General features: G+C 40.6%; 22 protein-coding genes. 4 read left to right on the forward strand and 18 right to left on the reverse strand.

Going from position 1 to position 25,205, the window contains the following annotated elements; translation table 11 throughout:
• Window positions 1–73: 73 nt before the first annotated feature.
• From adcA to N8M09_RS04385, 16 genes are all read right to left on the reverse strand, one after another.
• Window positions 74–1,579: a zinc ABC transporter substrate-binding lipoprotein AdcA gene (gene adcA, locus N8M09_RS04310; protein WP_261064059.1), complete on the reverse strand. Its 1,506-nt coding sequence runs from the start codon at window positions 1,577–1,579 to the stop codon at window positions 74–76.
• Window positions 1,580–1,588: 9 nt separating this feature from the next.
• Complete coding sequence (locus N8M09_RS04315) at window positions 1,589–2,395, reverse strand: metal ABC transporter permease (RefSeq protein WP_000950030.1); 807 nt, start codon at window positions 2,393–2,395, stop codon at window positions 1,589–1,591.
• Window positions 2,388–3,092, reverse strand: coding sequence for a metal ABC transporter ATP-binding protein (locus N8M09_RS04320; protein WP_001269496.1), 705 nt, complete (start codon window positions 3,090–3,092; stop codon window positions 2,388–2,390). The genes N8M09_RS04315 and N8M09_RS04320 overlap by 8 nt, the downstream gene beginning before the upstream one ends.
• Window positions 3,092–3,532 (reverse strand): zinc-dependent transcriptional regulator AdcR, encoded by a 441-nt coding sequence (gene adcR, locus N8M09_RS04325; RefSeq protein ID WP_001249312.1) that lies wholly within the window; start codon window positions 3,530–3,532, stop codon window positions 3,092–3,094. Before adcR ends, N8M09_RS04320 begins: the two co-directional genes overlap by 1 nt.
• A gap of 152 nt (window positions 3,533–3,684) precedes the next feature.
• Window positions 3,685–4,953, reverse strand: a complete 1,269-nt coding sequence (gene dltD / locus N8M09_RS04330) for a D-alanyl-lipoteichoic acid biosynthesis protein DltD (protein ID WP_261064061.1) — start codon at window positions 4,951–4,953, stop codon at window positions 3,685–3,687.
• On the reverse strand, window positions 4,946–5,185 hold the full coding sequence (gene dltC, locus N8M09_RS04335; protein ID WP_000351967.1) for a D-alanine--poly(phosphoribitol) ligase subunit DltC: 240 nt from the start codon (window positions 5,183–5,185) through the stop codon (window positions 4,946–4,948). The genes dltD and dltC overlap by 8 nt, the downstream gene beginning before the upstream one ends.
• A 13-nt stretch (window positions 5,186–5,198) precedes the next feature.
• The gene (dltB, locus tag N8M09_RS04340; RefSeq protein WP_261064064.1) at window positions 5,199–6,443 is read right to left on the reverse strand and encodes a D-alanyl-lipoteichoic acid biosynthesis protein DltB; all 1,245 of its coding nucleotides are present in this window, start codon (window positions 6,441–6,443) and stop codon (window positions 5,199–5,201) included.
• Window positions 6,440–7,990 (reverse strand): D-alanine--poly(phosphoribitol) ligase subunit DltA, encoded by a 1,551-nt coding sequence (gene dltA / locus N8M09_RS04345; protein ID WP_261064067.1) that lies wholly within the window; start codon window positions 7,988–7,990, stop codon window positions 6,440–6,442. The genes dltB and dltA overlap by 4 nt, the downstream gene beginning before the upstream one ends.
• A gap of 20 nt (window positions 7,991–8,010) precedes the next feature.
• The gene (locus N8M09_RS04350) at window positions 8,011–8,142 is read right to left on the reverse strand and encodes a teichoic acid D-Ala incorporation-associated protein DltX (protein ID WP_000813667.1); all 132 of its coding nucleotides are present in this window, start codon (window positions 8,140–8,142) and stop codon (window positions 8,011–8,013) included.
• A gap of 309 nt (window positions 8,143–8,451) precedes the next feature.
• The gene (locus N8M09_RS04355) at window positions 8,452–9,630 is read right to left on the reverse strand and encodes a ryptide export MFS transporter (protein ID WP_261064068.1); all 1,179 of its coding nucleotides are present in this window, start codon (window positions 9,628–9,630) and stop codon (window positions 8,452–8,454) included.
• 211 nt (window positions 9,631–9,841) lie between these two features.
• Window positions 9,842–11,419, reverse strand: a complete 1,578-nt coding sequence (locus tag N8M09_RS04360; protein ID WP_261064070.1) for an ATP-binding cassette domain-containing protein — start codon at window positions 11,417–11,419, stop codon at window positions 9,842–9,844.
• 357 nt (window positions 11,420–11,776) lie between these two features.
• A complete protein-coding gene (locus N8M09_RS04365) occupies window positions 11,777–12,640 on the reverse strand; it encodes a helix-turn-helix domain-containing protein (protein ID WP_261064072.1) in 864 nt (287 codons plus the stop codon).
• A gap of 510 nt (window positions 12,641–13,150) precedes the next feature.
• Window positions 13,151–13,855, reverse strand: a complete 705-nt coding sequence (locus N8M09_RS04370; RefSeq protein WP_261064075.1) for an MIP/aquaporin family protein — start codon at window positions 13,853–13,855, stop codon at window positions 13,151–13,153.
• 69 nt (window positions 13,856–13,924) lie between these two features.
• The gene (gene glpO, locus N8M09_RS04375; protein ID WP_261064076.1) at window positions 13,925–15,751 is read right to left on the reverse strand and encodes a type 1 glycerol-3-phosphate oxidase; all 1,827 of its coding nucleotides are present in this window, start codon (window positions 15,749–15,751) and stop codon (window positions 13,925–13,927) included.
• A gap of 41 nt (window positions 15,752–15,792) precedes the next feature.
• Window positions 15,793–17,301 carry a glycerol kinase GlpK gene (gene glpK, locus N8M09_RS04380; RefSeq protein ID WP_261064078.1) on the reverse strand — a complete coding sequence of 503 codons (1,509 nt, stop codon included), beginning with the start codon at window positions 17,299–17,301 and terminating at the stop codon, window positions 15,793–15,795.
• Window positions 17,302–17,460: 159 nt separating this feature from the next.
• A complete protein-coding gene (locus N8M09_RS04385; RefSeq protein WP_261064080.1) occupies window positions 17,461–18,888 on the reverse strand; it encodes a helix-turn-helix domain-containing protein in 1,428 nt (475 codons plus the stop codon).
• Window positions 18,889–19,052: 164 nt separating this feature from the next.
• Here N8M09_RS04385 and hslO point away from each other — a divergent pair, with 164 nt between their 5' ends.
• Genes hslO through N8M09_RS04400 form a run of 3 tightly spaced genes read left to right on the forward strand, consistent with a single transcriptional unit; the run spans window position 19,053 to window position 21,439 of the window.
• Window positions 19,053–19,925, forward strand: coding sequence for an Hsp33 family molecular chaperone HslO (gene hslO, locus N8M09_RS04390; protein WP_261064082.1), 873 nt, complete (start codon window positions 19,053–19,055; stop codon window positions 19,923–19,925).
• On the forward strand, window positions 19,912–20,892 hold the full coding sequence (gene dusB, locus N8M09_RS04395) for a tRNA dihydrouridine synthase DusB (protein ID WP_000183308.1): 981 nt from the start codon (window positions 19,912–19,914) through the stop codon (window positions 20,890–20,892). Before hslO ends, dusB begins: the two co-directional genes overlap by 14 nt.
• 1 nt (window position 20,893) lies before the next feature.
• The gene (locus N8M09_RS04400) at window positions 20,894–21,439 is read left to right on the forward strand and encodes a cysteine hydrolase family protein (protein ID WP_261064085.1); all 546 of its coding nucleotides are present in this window, start codon (window positions 20,894–20,896) and stop codon (window positions 21,437–21,439) included.
• Window positions 21,440–21,514: 75 nt separating this feature from the next.
• Here the strand turns inward: N8M09_RS04400 and N8M09_RS04405 are convergent, their stop codons facing one another.
• Window positions 21,515–22,192, reverse strand: a complete 678-nt coding sequence (locus tag N8M09_RS04405; RefSeq protein ID WP_261064087.1) for a hypothetical protein — start codon at window positions 22,190–22,192, stop codon at window positions 21,515–21,517.
• Between the two features lie 310 nt (window positions 22,193–22,502).
• On the opposite strand from N8M09_RS04405, the gene N8M09_RS04410 reads away from it, so the two are divergent.
• Window positions 22,503–22,700 (forward strand): hypothetical protein, encoded by a 198-nt coding sequence (locus N8M09_RS04410; RefSeq protein ID WP_261064089.1) that lies wholly within the window; start codon window positions 22,503–22,505, stop codon window positions 22,698–22,700.
• Between the two features lie 71 nt (window positions 22,701–22,771).
• Here N8M09_RS04410 and N8M09_RS04415 read toward each other — a convergent pair whose 3' ends face one another.
• The gene (locus N8M09_RS04415; RefSeq protein WP_261064091.1) at window positions 22,772–25,204 is read right to left on the reverse strand and encodes an ATP-dependent Clp protease ATP-binding subunit; all 2,433 of its coding nucleotides are present in this window, start codon (window positions 25,202–25,204) and stop codon (window positions 22,772–22,774) included.
• Window position 25,205 lies beyond the last annotated feature (1 nt).

Here is a 25,205-nt window from a genome sequence, read left to right on the forward strand (position 1 = left end):
GAAAGGTCTATAATGAAGCTAGCTATCTAGTACCCAAAAACCGACTAGCTCCTATGAACTGGTCGGTTTCTCATCAATGCGCCAACATTTCTTGGGCGATTTCTTGTCCAGATAGGTTATCTGGGTAGTAGGTTGGCCAGTTATCCATTTCTTCAAAGAGAGCTTCTTGGCTTGTGCCTCCAAAGAAAATATGGAAATGTTCTGCCTTAACTGGGGCGATATTGTGGTCACTAAACTGAACATATTTGAACTGTCCAGCGTCAGCATCTGTGGCTTCAAAGAGGAAGCGCACGCCACGATTGCCTTTCTTGTAAGTTAAGATTTTCTTACCAACATACTTGTAGGTGAATTTCTTACTTTGTCCACCTTGAACAAATTCCATAGTATTATCAGCAATGTTGATCTTAGTGACATCTGTCTGGTAGCCTTTTGTATAGTAAGCCTTGTACTCAGCCTGAGTCATCTTACCAGTCAACTTAGCCTTGTAGTCAAAGACTTGATCAAACGTACCATCTTCAAGGAAAGGATAAACTGATTGCCAGTTACCTGCATAGTCACTCAAGGTGCGGTCCTTGACAGCTGCATCCTCAAAGTAACCATTTTGAACTGTCTTGGTATCCTCTGCCTTTTCAGGTTCGATAGCTGGACCTTCTTGGTCTGTTGTTTGTTTCAAAGCCTTGAGGTTTTTCTCCATCACGGAGATGTAATTTTCTCCCGCCTTGGTGTCCTCTTCTGTCAGACTTTCTAAAGGATTGAGGACATCAGTTTTGACACCTGCTTCTTTTGAAAGTGTATTAGCAAGGGCTTGTGAGGCATTTTCCTCAAAGTAGATATAGGCGATTTTATTTTTCTTGACGTACTCTGTCAATTCTGCCAAGCGAGCTGCTGATGGCTCTGCATCTGGAGAAAGGCCTGAGATTGCGACTTGTTTGAGTCCATAGTCCAAGGCAAGATAGTTAAAGGCTGCGTGTTGCGTTACAAAGCTCTTTTGTTTGGCTTGAGACAAGCCTTCTGCATAAGCCTTATCTAAGGCTTGTAATTTTTCTATATAGGCAGCAGCATTCTTCTCAAAGGTATCTTTTTTATCCGGATAATCTGCTGATAGGCTATCACGGATGTGCTCTACAAGTTTAATAGCACGAACTGGTGATAACCAAACATGGGGATCGTACTCATGGTGATGACCTTCTTCGCCATGGTCATGGTCTCCCTCTTCTTCCTCGCCACCTGGCAAGAGCAACATATCTCCTGTCGCCTTGATGGTTTTGACCTTTTTCTTATCCAAGGTATCTAGCAATTTAGGAACCCATGTTTCCATATTTTCATTTTCATAAACGAAGGTATCTGCATCTTGAATTTTGGCAACTGCCTTGGCAGACGGTTCATATTCATGGGGTTCTGTACCAGCACCGATGAGGAGTTCTACATTAGCAGTATCTCCTGCGACTTGCTTAGTAAATTCATAGACAGGGTAAAAGGTTGTCACAATATTTAGTTTACCATCTGCCTGCTTTTGATTGGAACAAGCCACTAAAAACAAGGCACATAGACTGGCTAGCAATAAGCTAATTTTTTTCACATTAGTCTCCTATTTGATAAAACGTCTTACTAAACTGATCAGTAAAAAGACAGTTACAAAAATAATAGTAATACTTGCGCTTGCAGGTGTTTCTGCATAGTAGGAAATGTAGAGTCCTGCCACCATTCCCAAAAATCCAATAGCACTGGCTAGCAGCATAACCGATTTAAAGTTTTTCCCCAGACGCAGGGCAATACTAGCTGGCAAGACCATAATGGTCGATACCAGAAGAGCTCCCGCAGCAGGAATCATAAGGGCAATGGCCACCCCCGTCACCATGTTAAAAAGAATGGACATGGTACGAACTGGCAAGCCATCCACAAAGGCCGTATCCTCATCAAAGGTCAAGATATACATAGGACGAAGGAAGAGGAAGGTCAAAATCAAAACAACCGCCGCAATGACAAAGAGGGAAATGACCTGTTCTTCACTAATAGTCACGATTGAACCAAAAAGATACTGGTCCAAACTCATAGAACTAGAACTTTTCCCCTTGCTCATGACAATCAGAGAAACAGCCAGTCCTGTTGACATGAGGATAGCTGTCCCGATTTCCATAAAGCTCTTGTAAACCGTACGGAGATACTCCAGAAAGACCGCCGCAATCAAGACAATAGCAATAGTTGAAATAGTCGGAGAAATCCCTAGGACCAGACCAAAAGCTACACCCGAAAGCGAGACGTGGCTGAGGGTATCACTCATCAAACTCTGACGACGCAAGATAAGGAAGGTTCCCAATACTGGCGAGAAAAGACTCATAGCAATAACCGCCAGAAAGGCACGCTGCATAAAGTCATAAGATAACAAACTAAGCATGGCCCACCTCCTGATCATTCTCATGAACGTTGAAACAACGCCATGGCGAGTCTTGGTTACGGACTAGATGAATATTGCGGTCCGCGTAGTCCTTAACTTCTTCAGGGTCATGGGTAATCATCAAAACAGCCTTGCCATGATGATGGGCACTGTGGTGCATGAGTTCGTAAAATTCATTTTTACTTCCTGCATCCATCCCCGTTGTCGGTTCATCTAGGATAAACACATCTGGGTCAGAAGCAAACATACGCGCAATCACCGCTCGCTGCTTTTGTCCCCCAGATAGAGACCCCAAGCGTTTGTCTCGGTGTTCCCACATACCAACTGAGTCCAAACTAGCCTTGATATGCTCCTCATCATGAGCATTCAAACGACGGAACCAACCCTTTCGTGGATAGCGACCCGACTTGACAAATTCATAAACCGTACTTGGAAAACCTGCATTAAAACTAGCAATCTGCTGAGGAAGATAGGCTATTCTCAATTTCTTACCCTGCGTATTTGTCTTTGAAATGGTCACCTTTCCAATGCGTGGCTGGAGGATTCCAAGACTGGCCTTGATGAGTGTCGTCTTAGCTGCCCCATTCTCCCCTGTCAAGGTAACAAATTCCCCACTATCAACACTATAATTGATATGTTCAAGAACAGGCTCCTTATCATAATAGAAGGACAAATCCTCTACCGTAATATATCTCATTATTTGATTTCTCCTACTAAAGCAGTCAAAAACCGCTGAATAACTTTTTGTTCATTTGGAGTAAACTGAGTCGCTACTTGTTCATAGGTTAAAAGTGTATGCTCATGGTGATGATGGTGCTCCTCAGCGATTGGACGAGCCAAATCAGTCAACTGATAAAAAATCACACGCGCATCCTTAGGATCTTTAGATGTTTCCAACATCCCTTCCTTGACCAAAGACTTAATGGCCTTGGTAACTGCCGCCTGACTGACATTGAGACGACGAGCCAAATCTGAATTGGTTAAAGATTCCTCCGACAAGAGCATGAGGATGTGCTCCTGAGTATTGGTCAGGGCCACCTCGCTAGTGCAATGACCTATTAGGATTTCATGTTGGTTTTCCGCCTGTAAAATCACCTCATTCAAAAAGCCATCGATATCCTTCGCTAGCTGTCTCATATCTGACTCCTTTCCTTTTAGACTTCTCTTTTTTAAGAGAAAAATACTATTCTTTGAAATTTTGTTTACCAGTTAATTATATCACAAGCAAAAAAAGAGTCAAGAAAAAACGTGAAAATAGGCTTCATTCTTGAACTCTTCTATATTATGATCTATTGAAAGTCCTTGATATCTCCATCGTATGTCGCCCAATCTTTGCTGAAAAAGCGCTCATTCAGATGGTAAGTCGGAGCTGGTGTGGGATTGGATAGGAAAGGATCAACTGCCTTGTCAAAAGCCAACCAGCCCAACCAACCAATATGAATTGTATCTTTTACAAAATAAGGTTCAGCACCATTTTTTGAAAAATCTGCTATATTGTTAAACCCTTGACTTTCTAACTGGTAGCGAATCTTCTGCACCGTTTGTTGGTACATATCCTCTCGTAGACCAGCATAGTCCATCCATTTTTTATTAACAGGTGGAATGATAAAAATCGGGTTGACCTTAGATTTAGAAAACTGTGTTAAAACCAACTGCAAGTCATTATACTCTGGCGACTTGAGGTAGGTAAAGCTTTTCTGAGAGTCCTTTAATTTCTTCAAATCCTTCTTGATCTGCGTATTATAGAAATAATTTTCCATTCCTAGGTCATTATTGGAAGTATTCTTTTCAGCATCTGCTTTAACAATATCTTCTATAGCTTGATAAGAAAACTGGTCTGGCAAAGTCTTTAAATACTTAACTACATGTTTATCATAATTGACATAGCCTCTAACTGAAAACTGACCAAAAAAGGAAGCTTGGCGTTCATTAAACCGAGCCAATAATTCAATCATTTCATTGTCTGCCGTCGACAATTCTTCTTTACTTGCCAACTTCTGAACCAGGTCCTTCATAGCTACATTTGGAAACTGCTGCAGTAAGCGAGTCGCTGCATACTGGCTAGCCTGATCTCCAGATTGATTTTCCAGAAAACTGGTCAACTGGTCTCCATTAAAATACTGCTGGAAGGCAGCTGGTTCATAGCCATTTTTACTGAACCATTGAGGTGAGATAACATACACAACTTGTTTATTCTCCAGCTGTGGCAACATCTGTTGCATCCCAAAATACTGGTTAAGCGATGCAGCTCCCCTCTGTCCTAAAAGATAGGGGCGATAAGAGCGATTGTATTTCTCTGCCAATACCGCAGGATGAGCACCGTCAAAACGAAGCCATTCACTAGAACCAAAGAAGGGAACAAAACGCATATTTGGATCAGATAAGGCTCTAACCTTTTGACTTCGCTCCTTAAAACTATCGATAGTAGTAGCCACCGCTGAACGTTTTTCAGCGCCTAGATTATGACGCATCTCAGTAGGATAAAAGAAAATGAGCAGAAAAACCAACAAACCAGCTATCAAGACCGGTCCGAAGATCATCCATAAGCGTTTAAGCATTTTGTAGCTCCACAATACCAGCTATGATTTTATTAGCTGTATTCCAGTCATCGCGACCAAACTCTGTCACAGGGACACGAATGTCAAAACGGTTCTCAATCTCCACAATCAATTCAACCGTTCCCATACTATCCAAGACACCTGCATCAAAAAGATCTTCATCCATCATGTCAGAAACATCTTCCATAAACAACTCATCAATAATTTCGATAACTTCTGATTTGATATCCATATTTTATTTCCTTTTATTTTTTAAACCATAGATCATTCAAGAATCCAGAAAAGATTAAGAATGACAGCATGACGACATGGAAGGTGACAACCATGCCAAGCAACTGAATCCAGCGATTCTCAGGTAGAGCAGGCTTCCCTGCTTTTTTCCGCTCCTTATTGAGCGTTTTTTTCTTGCGAACCCAAGCGTCATTGATGACCAGCCCAATCCCATGAAAGAGTCCATAAGCGATATAGTACCAAGTCACTCCATGCCAAAATCCCATAATCAGCATATTTACAATGTAGGCCACACTTGAGGTTACATTGCGATTTTTAAAGACCTTCTTTCTGGTCAATACCATCACCATTCGCATAAAGACAAAGTCACGGAACCAGAAAGACAGACTCATATGCCAACGATTCCAAAACTCTTTTAAATCCCTAGACAGAAAGGGCTTATTAAAGTTGATAGGGCTACGGATTCCCATTAAGTTTGAGATAGCCAAGGCAAACATAGAGTAACCTGCAAAGTCAAAGAAGAGCTCCAGACCAAATGTATACATAACTGCCAAAGCATAGAGGTTAAAGAAGCCACCTGACTGCAGAGCTAGATTCTTCAGAGGAGGTAGCAAGGTTTCTCCTAAAACATGAGCTAGGATAAACTTATACAAAAATCCCCACATGATATAGCGAACGGATTCATCCAGCATATCCATCAACTCATCTCGCTCAGGAATGGTCTGATAATTTTCATTAAATCGCTTAAAGCGATCGATTGGACCACTTGAAAAGGTCGGCATGAAGAGAAGAAAACGGAGGAATTCCCAGAGCGTAAAATCCTTAATCACTCCATCTCTCAGCTCGATGATAATCCCAACCGAACGAAAGGTCAGATAAGAAATTCCCAAAAAGCCAAGCAAAGACTGCGTTCCATTGATAGCTGGCTGCACCTTAACAAAGATAATCGGAAGGAGGGACAGAAAACTAACTAGGTAGAAGACCCACTTGCCATCCTTACTTTTTCGATAATGCTTGTAGAAGAGTACGAGCAATATTTCCCAGCACAGATAAATACCCAAGGCAGCCAACTGATTAGTCTTCCCCCCTACCAACATGGTGACGATAAAGAAGAGACTAACCAACACTTCATACCAGGCAAAGCGTTTCTTGAAAAAGAGGCCGATAAAGATAGGCAAGGTTGCAGCAATCACATAGACAAAATACTGAGGATTGCCGTATGGCTCTAAATGAGGAAGCTGTTGAAAGAACTCCATCATCTCTTGTTCACCTCGTTAATCAATCCTTTGATGTCAATCTTTCCATTTGGAGTCAGTGGCAAACTGTCTCGGTAAAGGAATTTAGACGGCATCATGTAGGACATCATGATGTCTGTCAAATCTTCCTTGATGGCCTTGGTAATATCGATATCACGCTCAAACTGCTCACGAACACCGTCTTTTAAGATGACATAGGCCAGTAGATTTTGTACCTTGTGGTCCTTGTTATAACGTGGAACAGCAACAGCAGACTCGATAAAGCGAGACTTGTTGAGGTTTTGAGAGACATCTTCTAACTCAATGCGGTAACCGTTGAACTTAATCTGGAAGTCCATGCGTCCGCCGTAGAGAAGTAAGCCTTCATCTGTCATAGTTCCCACATCTCCTGTATGGTAGGCTGGTAGACCTTCAAATTCAAAGAAGGCTTCCGCTGTTTTTTCAGGATTGTTCATATATCCTTTTGAAACAGCTGGCCCAGAAACAATGATCTCTCCCTGTTCGCCATTTGGCAATTTATTGCCTTCCTCGTCAATGATAAAGGTTGGAGAATCAGCCTTGGTATAGCCGATTGGTAGACGTTTGAGAGTCGCCAACATCTCATCTGTCACGGCAACTGCTGACAGAGCTACTGTCGCTTCTGTTGGACCGTAGGCATTGATAATACGGGCATTTGGGAAACGCTCGCGCAGTTTTTGAGCTGTTTTGACCGTCAATTCTTCACCATCAAAGTAGAAATGCGTGATTCCTGGCATTTTCTCGCTGTTAAAGTCTTCAGACAACATGGCCATATCTGCAAAAGAAGGGGTTGATGTCCAGATAGCGATTGGCAATGAAAAGATGGTCGCAAAGAGTTGCTTAAAGTCCTGAGTAATAGCTGAAGGAAGAGCGAAAAGCGTACCACCTAATGCCAAGGTCGGTGCCCAGTACATGACAGACAAGTCAAAAGAGTAAGGTGGCTGAGCCAGCATTTGCGGACGACTTGGCGTCGCAAATTCCTTATCCGTAATCATCCAGTTGGTAAAGCTGAGGAGGTTATCATGGGAAATCTGCACCCCCTTTGGCTTACCAGTCGTACCAGAAGTAAAGATGATATAGTAATTATCATCTCCCTTGACTGGATGCGTAATTTCATAGTTATTCCCTTGAGCAAAGGCTTCTTGAACCTGAGCTAGAGTCATCATTGGCGTAGAAACCTGCTCCAATGGAAAGTCTGAGATAGCAATAATCAAGCTTGGCTCCGCTACTTCTAAAATAGCTGAAACTCGCTCCAAGGCCGAATGGCTATCAATTGGAATGTAGGCATGACCTGACTTAGTCAGCGCTACAAAGGTTGCCAACATTTCATATTCTTGGCCGCCAAAAACAACCACAGGAGACTTCTCTGGTAAATTCAGTTGGTCAATAGCTGCAGCCAAACTATCCGAATCAGTCTTTAAATCTCCATAAGTGTGTTCCTGTCCCAAAACATTGTAAACAGGATAGCTAGGCTGGGTCTGAGCAAAATGCTCAATGGTTTCAATCATATCTGCTATTGGTTTATTTGACACAATAGGGATTCTCCTTCAAGTTAAAATTCATTATAGATAAAGCTTCCTTGACCCTGGCCAAGATAGCTAAAAAAGTAAAGCAGCCCTAGAAAGATAAGAAAATACAAGGCTGTCCGACCAAGAAAGAGGTACAATTCTTTTCTCTGTTTCATCAAGAAAAACCATTCATTTCTGTAATTTTTGCTAAATAAGATAGACTCTTACTATAGTATTTTTCTACTATTGTACCACTTTATAGGGTAATTTTTCAATTGTTTGCCGTAGATTTTCAGTAGATTTCAGTTTATTTTAAGGATTATGCGGTTTTTCTATGTATATTTCAAATAGAGTGATCCTGGGCAAAAACTCAAGTTCAGTAGAAAATGAAGGGAAGCTTTCCATAATAAAACGCACAATATCAAGTTTTTCAACACCTGATACTATGCGCTTTTCTGATTTTTAAAGACTTCTTACCCGGTCTCTCATTTAAAATAGTCTCGTCTGATATAAATTAAAATAGCTTCTATCATCAGACAAATGGCTGATAGCCAAAAACTGATGCTAATACCAAAACTCTCAGTAATATAGCTCATTAGCAAAACAAATACTGAAAATGCTAATGTCGAAATCACTTCAAGAACGGAATAGACATTAACCAAATGATTTTCCTCTACTGTTTCCTGAAGAAATACAGTTTCAGGAACTTCTTTTAGCTGCGATAACATACCAACTAAAGCTGAAAATAATAAAAACATCTGTGCGTTTGGAAAATATAGAATAGTCAGTGTCACTATTGCCATAGCTACAAGAGGAAAAAGAATACTTTCCCATTTAGCAGCAAGGAACTTTTCAGATAGCCTAAAAGCAATTAAGCCACTAATTATAATACCAATAGAGTATGCTGTATTAGAATATCCCCAGTAACTTTCCGTTTTATTTAATAACTCAGTTACAAAGACAAGTATGATAGACGAAACCCAAATCGTATTTGAGAAAATTTCCAATAAATTTGCTGATACAAAAAGTCTTAATCTAGGATCTCTAGCAACTAACTTCCAACCTTTGAGCAAAATTTCAAGATTAGTTTCTGACTCTAACACCTCCACTTCAGCGTTAGGAAGAAATAACATCAAAAAGCTAGAAATGATATACAAGATTAAAATGATAAACGTGGTAGGTAAGAGACCAATTGTTGAAAACAAGAGTCCACCTAATCCCCAACCCACTAACTGAACAGCTTCACCACTCATTGATAAGGCTGAATTAGCCTTACCCAAATCGGTCGCATAGCGTGGCACAATAGCATAGGAAACAGGTGCTGCAAAACCATCTAATATTGAAATTGCTACAACAAATAGATAGGTTACCAAAGGCGCTACGGATTGCATTACAGTAAACATTCCTACCAGTATCGTTAATAATATAGTCTTTCCAAATTGGGATAAATATAAAACCCTATTTAGCGCTAGTCTTTTAGTAACTAAAGGAACTAGAAGACTAGCAACAAAAGAGGATATCCCTATTAAAATAGGAACTAGTGATGTGGCAATTACTGATTTTGAAATAATGTATATGTTAGCAATGATGGTTACTCTAAAGAAAATATCTGCTAAATTTGCAAACAATTGAGAGACTAACAACTTGACAAATGAATTAGACATATAGCGCTCCCTTAACATAAAAATATTTAACTGATAAATGGTATAGTAGACTTTGTTTGATAACTATTTGACACAAGATTAGGTGGTCAGAAATTGAATTTTTAACATTCCAACTTAGCCATAGTTTTTAGTTCTCACATCTTTAAATCAGCTAAAACAATCTATAATATAGCATGTATATTATGGCTAGCAAAATGTCGAACAAGTCTATTTATTTTATTCTATATTTTCCCAAATCAATTACTTGATTATAAACCGTTTCTGAATCAATATGATGAGCAACTTCAATCAAAATGATAGGCAACTGCAAAAGTAACTGGCGCACTTGATATGCATTGTCCTTGTCTAAGGATGATGTAACCTCATCCGCCAACACAATGTCTTTTTGTCGAAGCAGACAGCGAACTAATTCAAGTCGTAAACGTTGTCCACCTGAAATGTTTTCTCCATTGTTTATCAGTTGATAATCCAAGATATTGGTGATTTCATTCGTTAAGCCAACTTGTTCTAGGCAACAGAGTAATTCTTTATCTGAAATCTCCTGTCCTAATGTTAAATTTTCTCGGATTGTCCCATGTCTGAAAAATGGATTCTGAGAGATATAAGCGATATTCCCTTGATAATGAGTAAATTCTCGACCTGATTTATCACGTACGATAATTCTACCACTATTCGGACTTATCTTTCCTGCTACCAACTGTAGGAGAGTTGACTTTCCGGTACCACTGGCTCCCTTTATTAAAACTTTACTTGGCTTAGTTAATCTAAGTGACAAATCATAAAAGAGCACTTGCTCTCCAACCTGTTTTGAAACGCCCTCCAAAACTAGCTCAGCTAAAGATTCGACTGTCGGATATGATGTTTCTAAACAAGATTCTTCCAATAATGAAAATATTTTTTCTTTCACTGTTTGCGATCGCTGTATATCAGATATGCTATACATAATTCTTTGAATAGGTCCGCTAAGATTCATTGTAGCTATATACATAGAGACCAAACTAGCTGTTGTTAACTCTATACCACTCTTTTGTAATAAAAGACCAAGTGCAAGAGGTAGTACCTGACTAAGGAATTCTAAAGGACCATTGAAAAAATAAACGACATTACTAGTCCATTCATTTTTCCAACGAGCATTCTCGTAACACTCGTTGTTTTTTCTCATCTTAGCAAAGTTTTCTTTACTAGCACCATAAAAATATATCGTATCTGCTCCCTTAAAAAAATCTCCTACAGATAGATGAAAAGCTTTTTGCATTTCCGAAAAATTTGCACCACTTTTCATTAAACGATTATTCATTACCCATTGAGGTAATGGTCGAAGAAAAGAAAACACGATAAAAACAAGACCAAGCCAAAAATTTTGCACCAAAATAAAAACAATCGTTGTACAAAGTATAAAAACTCTTCCAACTATCATATCCAGGGGTAAAAAGAAGCGATTATAGAGCAGTTCCATATCTTGTGTAACAATTGAAACTTTTTCATCATATACAACGTTTTCTTTCAAAAATAGTTTCTTAATAAGCTGATCTTTTAAGCGAATTTGCAGATGACGCTGCAGATTATTACTGACAAAATTTGCTAGCAACATCGTACTATAAAAAAACAGGTGTAAACACAGGCCATATAAAACAAAGTATGAAATTGTACCAATTGTAAGTTGCTCTTCACGAATATTCAATAGCTTATCCAATAACAATGGCTTTATTAAAGCCATCCCGCTATTCAAAAGCACTCCTATTAGAAAATAGATAAAAATATTAGTTTTAATGTATTTTAGAAATTTCATAAATAAGCCTATCTAAAAGAAAGCGAATAGATATAAAAGCCTCAGTCTAAAAGTTATAAACAAATTAACTCCAACTGAGACTATACAATAATTTAATTAACCTATATATGATGCTGTTTATTAAAAGTGATTATTTTTACTATTGAAAAATAATTCTCCTGTTTCACTTTTCTTTCTTAAAATATATGTAGATAGAACTTGCATATTAAATACCTCAAAATTCATAATTATGGTAACAATTTCGAAAAATCCTATCGCTCAAATACAATGAACTGATAAAACAACCGTAATTGAAATTTCTAAAGACAATTCTACCAAAATATTACTTCGAGATACCTCCTTTCCCATATCTGCACACTACCCTTTATCTGCTAAAATTTTTTCTAAGTGCCTTTCATAATTCTTTGCCAAATGGTTACTTCCCGCTAATTTCATTGCTCCAACACACTTCCTCATTTCAATAATTGCTTTGCAATTCGTCTCTTTTTTATAGCGATATAGATATTGGGCATACTGGAATACCAAGCGCTCATAAATTTCAGTTTCAGTGAAAAAGCATTGGTTTAATCGCTTTTCAAAATACAACGCATCAAGAAATTTTTCTCTTTCAATACATGTGATATATCCGTTTAATAGCATAGATGAAATCAGTCGTCTATTGTTTGGAATTTCTTTGTAGAAATCAGAACGTCTAGACATCTCTCTAGCCAACACCATGAAGACATCGTGTTTTAGGACATCTAACGTATTTGAAAAAATCAATAATTCATAGTATCCCCAGTATTCAACACTAAATAGATAATCAGTTAGATAAGATAAATCATCACCAGAATAATAAGCTTCTCCCGATAAATCTTGTAAACGAATTTTTAATAAAATAATGTTAAGCTTATGAAATTTCTCTTGTTTAGAATCTGACTCTATCTGAGAATAAAGTAGTTTTTTCAACCCATCAACATCATGATTTGATACAAAATGCCTAACCTTTGATAAGAGTTCGTTCAGTTCATCACGATGAAAATCATGAACAGCATACATAAATTCATCAATAGGCATGTTAATTTCATCCAAAATAGCCATAAATTTTGAAATGGTTAAATCAGTCTCTCCCTTTTCAAAACGTGAGAGCTGTGATGTTGATATACCAGCTTTTTCGACATCTTTCAAGCGAAAACCTCTAGATTCTCGAAACTTTTTAAAAATTTCTCCAAATTTTTTCATAGCATCTCTCCAACAAGCATATATGGGAATAGTTTTTAATTTTTAATATTTTAGCATAAAATAGAAGAAAATAAAAGTGAGGTATTTCACATGAAAAAACAAAAACTATTGCCTTTATTATTCCTAATTTTATGAGGAATTATGATTATCGTTGTTGGCTAGTACTAAGAAGTTAGTTATTAGAATACTTACATCTTCAATCGAAAAAGAGACTGGGAAAAAGTCTTAAAATCAAAAAACGCATAGTATCAGGTGTTGAAAAACTTGATACTATGTGTTTTATTGTGAGAAGATTTACTGTATTTTTTGCTGAAATTGAGCTCTCGCCTAAGCTCTATCAAAATAATTGTTTTCTAATACTCTTCGAAAATCAAATTCAAACCGTGTCAACGTCGCCTTGCCGTATATATGTGACTGACTTCGTCAGTCTTATCTGCAACCTCAAAACATTGTTTTGAGCAACCTGCGGCTAGTTTCCTAGTTTGCTCTTTGATTTTCATTGAGTATAAACTAGAAAAGTGAGAATACAAGCACGGCCAAGGCTGCACCGATAACAGGTCCCACAACTGGAATCCAAGCATAAGACCAGTCTCCGTCTCCCTTGTTTGAAATTGGCAAGATACTGTGCATGATACGAGGTCCAAGGTCACGCGCAGGGTTCAAGGCATAACCTGTTGTCCCACCTAGTGATAGACCGATACCGACAATCAAAGTACCCACTGCAAAGGTTCCGATACCTGCCTGAAAATCGTAAAGACCCAAAGAAAAGATTGTTAATACCAATACAAAAGTTCCTAGGATTTCACTAATCAAGTTTGATACAGTATCTTTGATAGCTGGTCCTGTGCTGAAAGTAGCCAAAATATTGCCTGCATTTTCTTCAGCCTCATAATGCGGTTTGAATTGCAACCAAACCAAAATCTGACCGAGCATAGCCCCTGCGAACTGGGCTAAGATATAAGGCAAAACGGAAGTCCAAGGCAAACCACCTTTTAAGGCCACACCGATGGTCACAGCTGGGTTTAAATGAGCTGGACTGAGCTTGCCAGATACAAATACTGCAACCGCAACTGCAATTCCCCACCCCATAGTAATCACAATCCAACCTGAGCTGTTGCTCTTGGTTTTTGGAAGAACCACACCAGCAACTACACCATTTCCTAGAAGAATCAGGATTAAAGTCCCTAAAAATTCTCCAAATAATTCATTCATCATCTTTCTGTCTCCATTAAAAAGAAGGGGCGGGCGACAAGGAGTCCTGCCCTCCACCTCTTTTCCTTTTTCTTAATTTTTTAATTCTACTAAATCGTTGTTAGCAAGAGCTGCTTCAACATCCGCACGGTAAGCTGCTTTTTCCTCTTCTGTCCAGTCATAGAATCGTCCCATTTCATCCAAAACTGGCTCAACGATGCTATCCAAACTATCACGCATAAAGAGCATATGGTTGGTACGACGAAGAAGGAAGTCAACTGGGCTAAGAGCCAACTCATTGCGCATTGCATAGTGAAGGGACAAGGTATCAGCCAAGCTGAGTCCTGGCGCTTGTTCCAAGCTGTGAGCGAGAGCAAAGACCTTCGGTGCATTTGAACCGTAAAGATTTGCTAGGTAATGAGCTTCCTTGCTATCCAAACCACGTGACACTCCAAGTTGCGCAAAGGCTTCGATTTCTGAATCCACATTTGCTGGGTTCAATTCCCCACCTGAAACAGGGTAAGTCTTAGAGTTGATGAGTTTAAAGCTGCGGTCAAATTCTGCTTTGAGAATGTCAACCACGCGCTCCATAGCTCCTTCAGCCATCTTACGGTAGTCTGTGATTTTACCACCAGCAAGGGTTAAAAGGCCATTGTCATCACGATCCAAACTAGACCCACGAGAAACTGCAGATGGATCCAAATGCTTCTCAGATGTGCTACTTTCAAGCTTGCTGACAACAGATTCAACATCTTCACGCGTTTTTTCTTTAGAGAGATAAGATTCAACAGTCGCAATCAAGTTGTTAAAGCTTTCATCACTGATGGTTCCGTTATTTCCTCCATTGTAGTCAGAAGCGCTATTGCCTGCGATCAATGGACGAAGACCTGCCCAGCTGCTTTCGATATCATCAATGGTAATGTTGGCTTCTGGGAAGCGGTTGTTGACAATGCCAAGTAGATAATCTACATCTTCCTGAGTTACTTTTGGATGTTCCAAATCACCTGTGTAGTCTGTATCAGTTGTACCAAAGTAAGTCTTGTTTTCACGTGGGAGAACAAAGACCATACGACCGTCACCCAAACCTGTGTCAAAGTAAACTGGCTGTGAAACCTTAATCTTGCTTGAATCCACGACTAGGTGAACTCCCTTAGTTGGGCGCATTTGTGAGAATTGGGTTCCCTTATTAGACAAATTGCGTACCTTGTCGCTCCAAGGACCTGTTGTGTTAATCACCAGACGCGCCTTGATTTCAAAGGCTTGGTCTGTCAAGAGATCACGCGCTACAACACCTGTAATCTTGCTACTTTCGTCAAAGAGGAAGCCTTCTGCCTTAACGTGGTTAGCAATGAGGGCACCGTCTTGGTTAGCACGTTTGATGTTTTCGATCACGAGTCGCGCATCGTTGTTACGGAAGTCAAGGTAAACCCCACCTCCTACCAAACCTTCTTTCTTCAAGTTTGGTTGGCGTTCCAAGACTTCTTCCTTGCTCAAAACCTTGTTTGCAGCTGGTGTGTTGTTAACTCCTGCCAAAAGGTCGTACAAATCCATAGCTACTTTAAGACGGAAGAGGCTAAAGGTCGCTCCATCCTCATCGTAAACTGGCAAGAGCATTGGGTCCGGTTTTGGAATGTGTGGTGCGATTTGTTGAACCACTGCACGTTCAGAAACCGTATCTGATACAACTTCTACGTCAAATTGTTTGAGGTAACGAAGACCTCCGTGAACTAATTTTGTTGAACGGCTGGATGTTCCTTCTGCGAAGTCCTGCATTTCAATCAAACCAGTATCTAGACCACTAGCTGCTGCCTGCAAGGCTACACCAGCACCTGTAATTCCCCCACCGATAATCAAGAGGTCCAAGGTACGTTCCTGCATTTTTTTAATTGATAATTCACGTGTTTTCTTTGAAAATTCCATATTTACACACTTTCTAACTAAGTTGCTTTATTCTTCCAGTATTAGTCATCGATTTCCGCAAAGACTTGCGTTGCTTTTACAGCCTTCTTCCAGCCCTTGTAGAGTTGTTCCTTGCGAGATTCGTTCATAGATGGCTCAAAGAGTTCTCCTGTCTCGTTCAAGAGTTTCAACTCATCCAAATCTTTCCAGTAGCCTACTGACAAACCTGCTAGGAAGGCTGCCCCTAGAGCTGTTGTTTCCAAGTTTTTGGCGCGTGCGATATCGATTCCCAAAATATCAGCTTGGAACTGCATGAGGAAGTTGTTCATAGCTGCACCACCGTCTACTTTCAAGACTTGGATAGCTGTTTGAGCATCTACCTGCATGGTGTCGATGATGTCACGCACTTGATAAGCGATAGATTGAAGAGTTGCCTTGATAAAGTCTTCTTTACTTGTTCCACGAGTCAAACCAAAGACAGAACCGCGAGCGTTTTGGTTCCAGTATGGAGCACCTAGACCTGTAAAGGCTGGAACGACATAAACTTCATCATTGTTGTGAGAATCACGAGCGTATTTTTCAGATTCTGGTGAATTTTCAACCATGCGAAGACCGTCACGAAGCCACTGAATAGCACTTCCTGCGATGAAGATAGAACCTTCCAAGGCATAGTAAACCTTGCCGTTGATTCCGTAACCAATGGTTGTTAATAGGTTGTTTTCAGACAACTGCATTTCTTCACCAGTATTCATGATGATGAAAGAACCTGTTCCATAAGTATTCTTGACCATACCTGGTTCAAAGGCCAACTGTCCAAAGAGGGCTGCTTGTTGGTCCCCAGCCATACCTGAGATTGGCACTTGTCCACCATAGAAATGGAATGGCGCTGTCTTACCGTAAATTTCAGAGTTAGAACGAACTTCTGGCAGCATAGCCTTCGGAATGTTGAGAATTTCCAAAATCTCATCATCCCATTTGAGTTCTTTAATGTTATAAAGCATGGTACGGGCTGCATTTGAGTAGTCCGTCACGTGAGCCGCACCGTCAGTCAATTTCCAAACCAACCAAGTATCAATGGTACCAAAGAGCAATTCACCCTTTTCTGCTCGCTCTTGAGCTCCTTCTACATGATCCAAAATCCAACGAACCTTAGTCGCTGAGAAGTAAGCATCGATGATCAAACCAGTCTTTTCATGGAATTTTTCCACATAACCTTGGCTTTTTAGTTGCTCAGCCAAAGGAGCTGTCTGACGTGATTGCCAAACAATAGCGTTGTAGATAGGAAGTCCTGTTTTCTTATCCCAGACGACAGTTGTTTCACGCTGGTTAGTAATCCCGATTGCTTCGATTTGATTTGGCTTGACACCACTTTCGATGAAAGCTCCCGCAATAACTGACTGAACAGAGTTCCAAATTTCATTGGCATTGTGTTCAACCCAACCTGCCTGAGGGAAAATCTGGGTAAACTCTTTTTGACTCGAGCTAACCTTTTCCCCTTTTTTGTTGAAAATGATGGCACGAGAACTTGTAGTTCCCTGGTCAATGGCCATAATGAATTTTTCTTGTGACATGTGCTGTCCTCCTGATAAAGATCTTGAGGATGTTTCCTCTTTACACTTACTAGTATACAAAATAAAGCGCTTTCTTGTTCATCAACTTTTTTTAATTTTTTAAAAAATGTGAGGAGATTGTGTGAATTTCACAAAAAAGACCTGGAACAACCAAGCCTTTTAAGTGAATAATAACTGACGAATCCCTGCCAAATCTTCCATATCCAAGTCGTTTTTTAAATAATAAACTGGGGTCTGTTCCTTCTTATGAATCGGGTTATTGGTAACCAGCAAATCATAATGCCGAGTACAATCATAGGCTTCAATGGCGATAAAACGATTGTATTCCAAATACCGTTTCAAAATGGCTGCCATCCTTGAAAAGACAAGAAAACCTGATGTCAAATCCAGACCAATCCGCATATGCTGGCCACCGTTTTCAGCCATATATTCGATCAACTGGAGCCATTCCCAGAGAATTTTCTTATCCAAATCCGTCCCCTGCTGAAAGGCAGGTAGAGCATGAAAAATCTCCTCTGCCGTTCCCCTAAAATCATGTTCCATCAACAAATAAGGATGACGATTCTCTAACTGGTACTTGTAGCGGTCCTGTAAAATATAGCCCTTATAGAGATAGACTTGAGCACAAAGCTGACTGAGTTCATAGGTAACGTGATCCTCTGTATAATCACCTAGCAACTCCTCCTTCTTCATTTTTTGAATCAATTGCGTCAGTAAATCTGCCAACTGCCCTCCAAAACCAAGGATATATTCCATTGTATGAAGAGGAAGAATGCGATGGGATAGGAGGAAAGAGAAGAATATCATCATCTCACCATCCTCAGTTCCTAGAGGAAGGTGTTGCCCGGCAAAAAAGGAAGGAGCCTTTCTCAGCAAACGAAGATAGAAAATATTGTCAAAATACCCTCGCATTTTTTCTTCTATCACTTGGAACTGACAGGCATTAACCCGAAGACGCTGTTGACTGATGTGAGCCCATAGAACCAAGTCTAACTTCTGCCCCGAAGACAAACTCGCACCGCAGATTTCTTCTAGTGTAGCAACTTCCTGTTTTCTCTCTGGTTTCTGCATGTGGCCTTCCCATTCCTGACTGGACCAAACCTTACGGAAAAGACAGAAATAGAAATAGCGAATCTGATGCTCTGGACCTCGCCAACGTCCATTTTGGATGGATAAGTCAAATTCTGACAAAATCTGATTTAAACTAGCTAAGTTGCGACCAAGTGTAGCCTCGCTAATCATCAATTCTTGAGCCAGTTGATGGGCCAAAAACTGTTGATGGTAGAGAAGATAGACTAAAATTTGGTATTTAACAGCATTCTCCAAAAACAAGCTCCGAATATCTCTCCCCTTGGTAGCTGCACCGATTGACAGACGCAGATTTTCATCTTCAAAGGAGATATTCAGATCTAAACCACTATCCAAAGCCTTATCATTGAGCAGGGTGACATATTTAGTTAGGGTTGCTTTTGAAAATCCTGTTTCCTCCATTACAACCTTGACAGTCGTCTGAGACTCTTGTAATAGAAAGGAAAGGATTGAAAATTGGCCAGATTCAGCCTTTTCCATCAAATCTCCTAAATACATTTGTTACCCCTTTCATTTTCTACCTTAAGCATAGCATAAATCTTACAAATGCTGAAATAATCTGTTTCTCTTTTTATTTACCTGCTGATTTCCTGGTCCATTATCCTGAAAATCAGCAAACACACGGCTCCCCATTTGAGCATTTTTATGCTAAAATAGTAGCTATGGATAAAATTATTAAAACTATATCAGAAAGCGGAGCCTTTCGTGCTTTTGTCCTTGATAGCACGGAAACCGTCCGCACTGCTCAAGAAAAACACCAAACCCAAGCTAGCTCAACTGTAGCGCTTGGTCGAACTCTTATCGCTAGCCAGATTCTCGTAGCCAATGAAAAAGGAAATACTAAACTAACAGTTAAGGTGCTGGGCTCTAGCTCTCTTGGTGCCATTATCACGGTCGCTGATACCAAGGGGAACGTCAAAGGCTACGTTCAAAATCCTGGTGTTGACATCAAAAAGACTGCAACTGGTGAAGTTCTAGTCGGACCTTTTGTTGGAAACGGTCAATTCCTCGTTATCACAGACTACGGTACTGGAAATCCTTACAACTCTATGACTCCCCTTATCTCTGGAGAAATTGGTGAAGACCTTGCCTTTTACCTGACTGAAAGCCAACAAACACCTTCAGCAGTCGGCCTCAATGTCCTTTTGGACGAGGAAGACAAGGTCAAGGTTGCAGGTGGTTTCCTAGTTCAAGTCTTGCCAGGAGCCAAGGAAGAAGAGATTGCTCGCTTTGAAAAACGCATCCAAGAAATGCCAGCTATCTCAACCCTTCTGGAAAGTGAAGACCATATCGAAGCCCTCCTCAAGGCTATCTACGGTGACGAGGCCTACAAGCTTCTTTCTGAAGAAGAAATCCGTTTCCAATGTGACTGTAGCCATGAACGCTTTATGAACGCTCTTGCCAGCCTTCCAAGCTCAGACCTACAGGAAATGAAAGAGGAAGACCACGGGGCAGAAATCACTTGTCAATTCTGCCAAACTACTTACAACTTTGATGAAAACGACCTGGAGGAACTCATTCGTGACAAATCTTAATACACCCTTTATGATTGGCAATGTTGAGATTCCCAATCGTACCGTTTTAGCACCTATGGCTGGTGTCACCAACTCAGCCTTTCGTACTATCGCAAAAGAGCTTGGGGCTGGACTCGTTGTCATGGAGATGGTCTCTGACAAGGGAATCCAATACAACAATGAAAAAACCCTGCACATGCTTCATATCGATGAAGGAGAAAACCCAGTCTCTATCCAACTATTTGGTAGTGATGAAGACAGCCTAGCACGCGCAGCAGAATTCATCCAAGAAAACACTAAGACCGATATCGTGGATATCAACATGGGCTGCCCAGTTAACAAAATCGTGAAGAACGAAGCTGGTGCTATGTGGCTCAAGGATCCAGATAAGATTTACTCTATCATCAACAAGGTCCAGTCTGTCCTTGATATTCCACTTACTGTCAAAATGCGTACAGGCTGGGCTGACCCGTCTCTTGCAGTAGAAAATGCCCTCGCTGCTGAAGCTGCAGGCGTTTCTGCCCTCGCCATGCATGGCCGTACCCGTGAGCAAATGTATACAGGTCACGCAGACCTTGAGACCCTTCACAAGGTCGCTCAAGCTTTGACCAAGATTCCATTTATCGCCAACGGTGATATCCGTACTGTCCAAGAAGCCAAACAGCGTATCGAAGAAGTTGGTGCTGACGCAGTCATGATTGGCCGCGCAGCCATGGGAAATCCTTACCTCTTTAACCAAATCAACCATTACTTTGAAACAGGAGAAATCCTACCTGATTTGACCTTTGAAGACAAGATGAAAATCGCCTACGAACACTTGAAACGTTTGATTAACCTCAAAGGGGAAAACGTAGCAGTTCGTGAATTCCGTGGCCTCGCTCCTCACTACCTCCGTGGAACATCTGGCGCTGCCAAACTCCGTGGAGCCATTTCACAAGCTAGCACCCTAGCAGAGATTGAGGCTCTCTTGCAATTGGATAAGGCATAAAATGGTTCATACTGCTCTACTGATTATCGATATGCAAAAAGCATTTGATAACCCTATCTGGGGAGAACGAAACAACCCTCAAGCTGAACAACAAGCATTGAGGGTACTGGCATACTTTCGTAAACACGGTCTTCCAGTCTTACACGTTCAACACATATCTGACAATCCTCAGTCGCAATTTCATAACAAACAAAATCAGGAGTTTAAAAGTGGATTTGAACCAGTTGCTTCCGAACCTGTCTTTCAAAAAACAGTTAATAGCGCCTTTATTGGAACAAATCTTGAAACATATTTACGAAGAAATCAGATTGGTCATTTAGTCGTTGTTGGTTTGACTCTGCCTCACTGTGTATCTACTACGACACGAATGGCAGCAAATCTTGGTTTTAAAGTCACTTTACTAGCAGATGCCACTGCCAGTTTTACCCTATCTAACAAAAACGGTCAGGCCATCTCTCCTGAGACTATCCATGAGATTAATCTCCTTTCTCTACAAGATGAATTTGCTCAAATTCTTACTACAGAAGAATTTTTAACCCAAGTATAAGTATAAAATAATCCGTCAACTCTTATTGAGCTGACGGATTTTCTTTGATTATAAAAATTCAAATACTGAGGGTTATTATTGATTTAAAGCAACACTGGAAACCTTACCATCCGCTCCTGTTGTAATTTGGATGACTCTCCCTCCACCGATTTTGGCATTATACTTGCCACCATCAAGAGTATAAGAGTAGCCTTTGATAGAGTAATTTTCTTTCTTTCCATCAGAAGATTCTACTGTAAATTGACCACCTGATGAAACTGTGATATTTTCGCCATTTGCTCCCTTCCAATTGCCCGCTGCTGCTGAGAAATCACCGTCTACCATGGCTAAAACACCCTTGTAGCGTTTATTCTGCTCTGCTTGCTTGTCTTGAAGTTTACGGTCAGTTGTTGGGTCATAGCTTGATTGGTTAGACTGGGCTTGAGGAGCCTGTTGAGTTGAAGGAGTCTGAGCAGGCGTTTGTTGACTAGCTGCCTGTTGATTAGACACCTCTTGACCTTGTCTTTGCTCTGGTGTTGGTGTTGCTACAGACTGGTCAGTAGACGCCTTGGCCTTTTCAGATGAAACTGAACTTGAGGACTTCTGAGTCTTGCTTTCTTTGCTAGCAGAAGCTGCTTTAGAACTTGATGATTGGCTTGTCTTAGCAGAACTGCTTGCTTGAGTTGTTTCCTTTTTATTTCCACAAGCTCCCAATAGCAAGGTAGAAGCCAATACAGTTGCTGCCATCAATTTGATATAGGTTTTCTTTTTCATTTTTCCACTCCTTTGTAATGTTTTAGAAATATAAAGAAATCTTTTTGTAATATAATTGTAACATTACATTTTAAACATGTCAACAATTTGTTTAAACTATTTTAAAAATCTCACATAATTTAAACACCTTTACTCCTCCTACTCTTCTATTCGTAATAAAACAGAAAAAAATTCCTATTTTGAGTAATATTTTTAAATTACTCTTGTGTAATCGCTTAAAACTTTAAGTACAAAGGAATATAATAACATTGAAATAGAATATAGGAGGTGCATTCTTATGCTAAATAAGTATTACAAGTATCTTCCTTGAGTGATTTTGGGAGCTTTCTGTTCTTATCAGTCTGCAGTTCGCTATGCTCAGACTACATTTGATTTATTTTACCTAATAACCATTTTTATGATTGTAGATATAACTTTATTGTACTTACATGAAACCTATTTAAAATATAAATACAAAGATTTATTCATTCGCATCATGAGCAATTCTAAGAAAAATAGCCATCCCTAAAAACAGTCGCAACACAAAACCATCTCATGATAGTACATAAAGAGGTCGGGAACTTTATCCCGACCTCGTTTTTATGCAATATCAAATTTTAACTGGCCTGCTTTGACACCAATCTTAAGTGTGCTGCCTGCCTCTAATTCTCCCTTGAGAAGAAGTTCTGCCAACTTGTCTTCCACTTCTGTTTGTAGGGTTCTGCGAAGTGGGCGAGCTCCCATCTCTGGGTCATATCCTTGATTTGCCAATAATTTCAGTGCGGAAGCTTGTAATTTCAAGTCAATGCCTTTTTCAGCCAAACTTTCCACTAAAGGTTTGACCATAATCTTCACCACTTCCTGCATATGGTCACTAGATAGGCTATGGAAGACCACCTTTTCATCAATACGGTTGATAAACTCAGGTCTATAAGCCTTTTTCAGCTCTTCGAACATGCGTTTTTCCATATTTTCCTGGTCAAAACGAATGTCTTTTGCCCCAAATCCAACTGTCTTGTCATCACGAAGGGCTGTCGCACCAATGTTTGACGTCATAATGATAATGGTATTTGAAAAGTCAACCTTGCGTCCCTTGCTATCGGTCAAGACACCGTCATCCAAGACCTGCAAGAGAACATTAAAGATGTCTGGGTGGGCTTTTTCTACCTCGTCAAAGAGGAGAACAGAGTATGGTTTGTTGCGAACTTTCTCGGTCAACTCCCCTCCTTCTTCATACCCCACATAGCCCGGAGGAGCTCCATTGAGACGGCTGGCTGCAAATTTCTCCATATACTCACTCATATCAAAGCGGATAAGAGCTGATTCGTCATCAAAGAGGACTTCTGCTAGAGCCTTAGCCAATTCGGTCTTCCCGACACCTGTGGGTCCTAGGAACATAAAGGAACCAATCGGACGCTTGTGACTACGAATACCAGACTGATTACGGCGAATGGCACGGCTAATGCTTGAAACAGCTTGATCTTGCCCGATGACACGTTTGTGCAATTCAGCTTCCAGATTCAGGTATTTCTTAGCATCTGTTTGGGTGAGTTTTTGGACTGGGATGCCTGACAATCGACTCAAGGTAGTCAAAATATCAGACTCTGTCACCAAGTCTTTATAGACAGGCACTTCCTCTTCTTTTGCGATTAGCTGAGCTGCCTGTTTCCACTTGCCATCCATCAAGGCCTTGTCAGCTGGACTCAAACCTGAATCGTCTGCTTTCACATGCTTGGATTTATTTTGCACTGTTGCTGCCGCTTCATCTAAGAGGTCGATAGCAGAGTCTGGCAAGTGACGACTAGTCAAGTAACGATGAGCCATCTTGACCGCTGTTTCAACTGCTTCATCTGTGATTTGCACACGGTGATGTTTCTCATAAGTCGCCTTCAAACCCTGTAAAATGATCATACTGTCGGCCACGCTTGGCTCTTCAATCGTCACTTTGGCAAAACGACGAGAAAGGGCCGCATCTTTTTCGATGTGTTTTTGGTATTCTTCCTGAGTGGTCGCACCAACCGTTCTCAAAGTTCCACGCGCCAAGGCTGGCTTCAAGATATTGGCCGCATCCAGAGTCGAATCAATTCCACTCCCAGAACCCATGATAGTGTGGAGTTCATCGATAAAGAGGATGACTTGCCCATCTTCTTCAATATCCTTGATGATATTATTCATGCGTTCTTCAAAGTCACCACGGAAACGTGTCCCTGCGACGACATTCATCAAATCAAGCTCTAACACGCGCATCTTAGCCATTTCCGCAGGTACATCCCCACTAGCAATACGCTGGGCAAGACCAAGCGCCAGAGCTGTTTTCCCGACACCCGCATCTCCAACCAAGACAGGATTATTCTTGGTTTTCCGGCTCAAGATTTGAATCATACGCGAGATTTCCTTATCCCGACCGATGACTGGCTCCAACTTACCTGAACGAGCTTGCTCTGTCAAATCATGGGTATAGTCCTCGAGACCACCGCTCGGAGTCTGGGGCATGCCCATCATATTGGCCATAGAATTTTGCTTGTCAGCTACTGTACGATGGCGTTGGCGTAAAGCCTTGAGATCTTCACGAGTCCAGCCTGCTCGTTCTTCTAAATTTCGACGTAGAGCAGCAATCTTGACCTGATCTTTCTTGTCTTCATAAGAAAAACCAGCCCTCTCCAAGATACGAGTCGCCAAGGCATTTCCATCATGCAAAATCGCATAGAGGACGTGTTCCGTCCCTAGCACCTTAGCATGGACCACTGACGCTACATACTCTGCTTCGTCAAAAAGAACCTGCAAACGATGGGAGAACGGCAATTCCGTAAAGGTTTCATCCTGGCTATAGTCCGTTTCAGTCAGTTCCAAAGCGACTTCTTCTAAACGGTCCATCTCATATGGATAATCATTCAAAGTTGCCCCTGCCACACTATAACTGTGATTAGACATGGCAATCAACAAGTGCCAAGACTCTAGGTAACGAGCTCCAAAATGGCCAGCAACCATGTAGGCACTTTCGATACATTCATTCAATGCTTTTGAATAGTTCATC

It is taken from the genome of Streptococcus mitis (genome assembly GCF_946190375.1).
Classification (GTDB): Bacteria; Bacillota; Bacilli; order Lactobacillales; family Streptococcaceae; genus Streptococcus; species Streptococcus mitis_CJ.

What these genes read in the sequence shown, in the direction of transcription:
- N8M09_RS04350 (WP_000813667.1), bottom strand. Translation starts at nt 8,142, where the DNA reads ATGAAACAGAGAAAAGAATTGTACCTCTTTCTTGGTCGGACAGCCTTG.
- N8M09_RS04405 (WP_261064087.1), bottom strand. Translation starts at nt 22,192, where the DNA reads ATGAAAAAGAAAACCTATATCAAATTGATGGCAGCAACTGTATTGGCT.
- hslO (WP_261064082.1), top strand. Translation starts at nt 19,053, where the DNA reads ATGGATAAAATTATTAAAACTATATCAGAAAGCGGAGCCTTTCGTGCT.
- N8M09_RS04400 (WP_261064085.1), top strand. Translation starts at nt 20,894, where the DNA reads ATGGTTCATACTGCTCTACTGATTATCGATATGCAAAAAGCATTTGAT.
- N8M09_RS04370 (WP_261064075.1), bottom strand. Translation starts at nt 13,855, where the DNA reads ATGATGAATGAATTATTTGGAGAATTTTTAGGGACTTTAATCCTGATT.
- N8M09_RS04315 (WP_000950030.1), bottom strand. Translation starts at nt 2,395, where the DNA reads ATGCTTAGTTTGTTATCTTATGACTTTATGCAGCGTGCCTTTCTGGCG.
- N8M09_RS04355 (WP_261064068.1), bottom strand. Translation starts at nt 9,630, where the DNA reads ATGTCTAATTCATTTGTCAAGTTGTTAGTCTCTCAATTGTTTGCAAAT.
- dltB (WP_261064064.1), bottom strand. Translation starts at nt 6,443, where the DNA reads ATGATGGAGTTCTTTCAACAGCTTCCTCATTTAGAGCCATACGGCAAT.
- adcR (WP_001249312.1), bottom strand. Translation starts at nt 3,532, where the DNA reads ATGAGACAGCTAGCGAAGGATATCGATGGCTTTTTGAATGAGGTGATT.
- glpK (WP_261064078.1), bottom strand. Translation starts at nt 17,301, where the DNA reads ATGTCACAAGAAAAATTCATTATGGCCATTGACCAGGGAACTACAAGT.
- N8M09_RS04360 (WP_261064070.1), bottom strand. Translation starts at nt 11,419, where the DNA reads ATGAAATTTCTAAAATACATTAAAACTAATATTTTTATCTATTTTCTA.
- N8M09_RS04385 (WP_261064080.1), bottom strand. Translation starts at nt 18,888, where the DNA reads ATGTATTTAGGAGATTTGATGGAAAAGGCTGAATCTGGCCAATTTTCA.
- dltD (WP_261064061.1), bottom strand. Translation starts at nt 4,953, where the DNA reads ATGCTTAAACGCTTATGGATGATCTTCGGACCGGTCTTGATAGCTGGT.
- glpO (WP_261064076.1), bottom strand. Translation starts at nt 15,751, where the DNA reads ATGGAATTTTCAAAGAAAACACGTGAATTATCAATTAAAAAAATGCAG.
- N8M09_RS04365 (WP_261064072.1), bottom strand. Translation starts at nt 12,640, where the DNA reads ATGAAAAAATTTGGAGAAATTTTTAAAAAGTTTCGAGAATCTAGAGGT.
- N8M09_RS04320 (WP_001269496.1), bottom strand. Translation starts at nt 3,092, where the DNA reads ATGAGATATATTACGGTAGAGGATTTGTCCTTCTATTATGATAAGGAG.
- N8M09_RS04415 (WP_261064091.1), bottom strand. Translation starts at nt 25,204, where the DNA reads ATGAACTATTCAAAAGCATTGAATGAATGTATCGAAAGTGCCTACATG.
- dltC (WP_000351967.1), bottom strand. Translation starts at nt 5,185, where the DNA reads ATGGATATCAAATCAGAAGTTATCGAAATTATTGATGAGTTGTTTATG.